Source organism: Clostridium sp. (assembly GCF_040797585.1).
Taxonomy (GTDB): domain Bacteria; phylum Bacillota; class Clostridia; order Clostridiales; family Clostridiaceae; genus Clostridium_Z.
This window is the reverse complement of sequence record NZ_JBFNEO010000269.1, coordinates 1-3,090: the sequence shown is the minus strand read 5'-3', so window position 1 is coordinate 3,090 and position 3,090 is coordinate 1. Positions and strand designations below refer to the sequence as shown.

At 28.9% G+C, this 3,090-nt stretch carries 3 protein-coding genes; all 3 read right to left on the bottom strand.

The genetic code is table 11. From position 1 onward, the window contains the following. Positions 1-492 (bottom strand): hypothetical protein (locus AB2369_RS12580; RefSeq protein ID WP_367666819.1); only part of this gene is annotated, 492 nt, incomplete at its 3' end. Between the two features lie 13 nt (positions 493-505). After that, a complete protein-coding gene (locus tag AB2369_RS12575; RefSeq protein ID WP_367666820.1) occupies positions 506-1,951 on the bottom strand; it encodes an ATP-binding protein in 1,446 nt (481 codons plus the stop codon). Between the two features lies 1 nt (position 1,952). After that, the gene (locus tag AB2369_RS12570; protein ID WP_367666818.1) at positions 1,953-2,636 is read right to left on the bottom strand and encodes a response regulator transcription factor; all 684 of its coding nucleotides are present in this window, start codon (positions 2,634-2,636) and stop codon (positions 1,953-1,955) included. Between the last annotated feature and the right edge of the window lie 454 nt (positions 2,637-3,090).

Genomic DNA, 3,090 nt, shown 5'->3' with positions numbered 1-3,090 from the left:
GGATATATCTTTAGGATTAATATTTACTTCTTTTGATATTCTTTTCAAAGAGTAAAAGGCTCCTTCTACATATATTATAGCCTCATCTTCCTTTATTTTAATAACATCATAAAACGCCTTTCCATCAGAGCTAATTTGTACAACATCCCCCTCTAAATCCTCATCTAAAAAATCAGTAATCTTATATTGTTGAAATAAATAATTTTTTATATTAGTATGCTTAGTTTTATAGCTAGGTTTATTTATATATTCGTTATTAAATTTAGCAAAATCCTTATGAAAATATGCATTTTCTCCAATGATTTCATTATAGTTTTCTTTTTCTTCTTTTATAATTTTGTAGTCTATAACTTCCCAAGTACCAACAATAGATATATCTCCATTCTTTGGAGGCGATATACTATTATCCAATTGGGTATTATTTATTTCAACACAAGAAACCAGACTTAAACTAATTAAAAATATAAAAAATATTAATAAATACTTTTTCATAATCATCTCCTAATTAACTCTCATAGGGTAACATAATTACAACTTTTGTACCTCTCTCTACCTTACTTTCTATAATAAACTTACCATTATGTAGTTTCACAATTTCATCACATATTGAAAGCCCTATACCATTTTTAGACTTACTACTCTTTCCCTTATAGAATTTTTCCTTAACCTTCGGTAAATCCTCTTCACTTATTCCGCATCCTGTATCTAGCACTTGAATTACTAAATAATCTTTTAATGATTTTGCACTTATATTTACACTTCCGCCCTTATCAGTAAACTTTAAGGCGTTATCTATAACATTTATAAGGACCTGCTTTATTCTATTTACATCTAGGTTAATATCCTTAATATTTCCCTCTAATTTCACATTAAATATTATTCCATCTCTATCAGCTCTTGCATTCATATGACTTTTTACATAGTTTATAAGCTCTTCTACCTTAGTTATTTTTTTACTAAGTATTATTTTTCCCGATACAAACTTAGAGAAATCTAAAAGTTCTTCAACCATACCACTAAGCCTGTCACATTCTTGCTCTATAATATTAAGTCCATCCTTTACCATGGTTTTATCTATATCATCATATTGAAGAGTTATAGCCCATCCTTTAATAGATGTAAGAGGAGTTCTAAGCTCATGAGATACATTAGATATAAAATCATTTTTAAGCTGTTCTTTTTTTAAGATTTCACTAGCCATATAATTTAATGTATCAGATAACTTACCTATTTCATCATTATTTATTTTTACACTTCTAGCCTTATAATTTCCCTTTGCCATTTTTTCTGCCGCTCGGGTTACCTCTTCTATAGGCTGTATTATGCTATTAGCTAAAATCATAGTTATAAAACTTGATGCTATAACCACAAATGCTCCAATAAATAGAAAGACTATAGATATGCTATAAATAGACTTATTAACATTCTCTAAAGAAGTTATAAATCTTAATGCTCCTACTACCTTATCCTTTGATTTTAAAGGATAAGATACTGCCATTACTTTTGAAGTATTATAACTAAAAATATCCCTTATAATTTGATTATCCCCATTATCACTTAGATTTTTCTTACCTTTCCATACCCCTTTTCCACCTAAAAGAGCCTTTTTAACATCTTCCGGACTTTCTTCTGTGGAGTTAAGACCTGAGGAATCCATAAGAAGTTCCCCTTCTGGGCTCCAAATTTGTACTTGAGCTTCTGTTTGCTTCCAAAAAACATCTACGTCTCCTATGATATTTTCTTCTAAAGATACATTTGAAAAATATCTAGAATATATTTCTGAGGATATTTTTATTTGATTAGTTAGTAAATCTTCTATATTCTTATAATAATAATGTTTAACAAAATTTATTATTAAAAGCTCTAGAAGAAATACACTTATTATTACAATTAAAAGTAAATTTCTAACTACCTTATATTTTATACTTTTATTAGTTAGCTTATCTTTCATTCTAAACTCTCCATCTATATCCTGTTCCCCAAACTGTTTCAATGTATTTAGGATTTGATGAATCATCCTCTATTTTAGATCTAAGCCTTCTAATATTAACATCTACTATCTTAGGATCTCCAACAAAGTCATATCCCCATACTAAATTTAAAAGTTCATCACGGCTAAATGCCTTTCCTGGATTCTCAATAAACATTCTAAACAGCATATATTCTTTAGGGGTAACATCAATCTGATTATTATTTTTAAATAGCTTTTGAGAATATAAGTCTAAAGTAAATGGCCCTGACTCTATTACATCTTTATTAACTAGTAGTTTATCCTCCATTCTTCTTAAAAGTGCTCTTACTCTTAATATAAGTTCTACTGGGTTAAAGGGCTTTACCATATAATCATCTGCTCCAAATTCTAATCCCATTATCTTATCCATATCCTGCCCCTTTGCTGTAAGCATGATAATTCCCATATTAGGCATAGTTTTTCTAAGCTCTTCACATACATTGAATCCATCTATTCCTGGAAGCATAACATCTAATATAGCAATCTGAGGCTTCTCAACATTTGCAAGTCTTAATCCTTCCTCTCCACTCCCCGCCTCTATAACCTGAAAATTTTGTCTTTGAAAATTTATTTTAAGAAATCCTCTTATACTACTTTCATCTTCAACTAATAGTATTTTCGTCACTAATTGTACCTCCTTCTATGAATTACTTAATTTTAATAAACAAAGAGTGTTAAATTTGTCTCATTTATCTGATGGCTAGGAGCTGTAAAATCCCCATCTTCTTAAAAGATGGGGATAGCCGCGCTGCTACGCCCCTAGATTAACTTATCTAACCTTCATATGGTGAAAGAACACACCATATGAAGGAAGATTCGTTCTATAATTGAGATTAAAACTTAACACTTCTTTTAGATATATAATCTATATCTATTAAAATAATTTCAAAATTACTTTTCCTCTTCCTTAGCTTTTATAATTGTATTTAATCAGCTACTATTTTCTCATTTATATATTAAAACTTAATTTAAGGCTATGGTCAATGTAAATTATAATATATTATTTTATTGTTCTAAATTCATATCCTTCACTTTTTAAAAAATCTATTATTTGTGGAAGAGCTTCTGCTGTGCTTTCC

What these genes read in the sequence shown, in the direction of transcription:
- AB2369_RS12575 (WP_367666820.1), bottom strand. Translation starts at nt 1,951, where the DNA reads ATGAAAGATAAGCTAACTAATAAAAGTATAAAATATAAGGTAGTTAGA.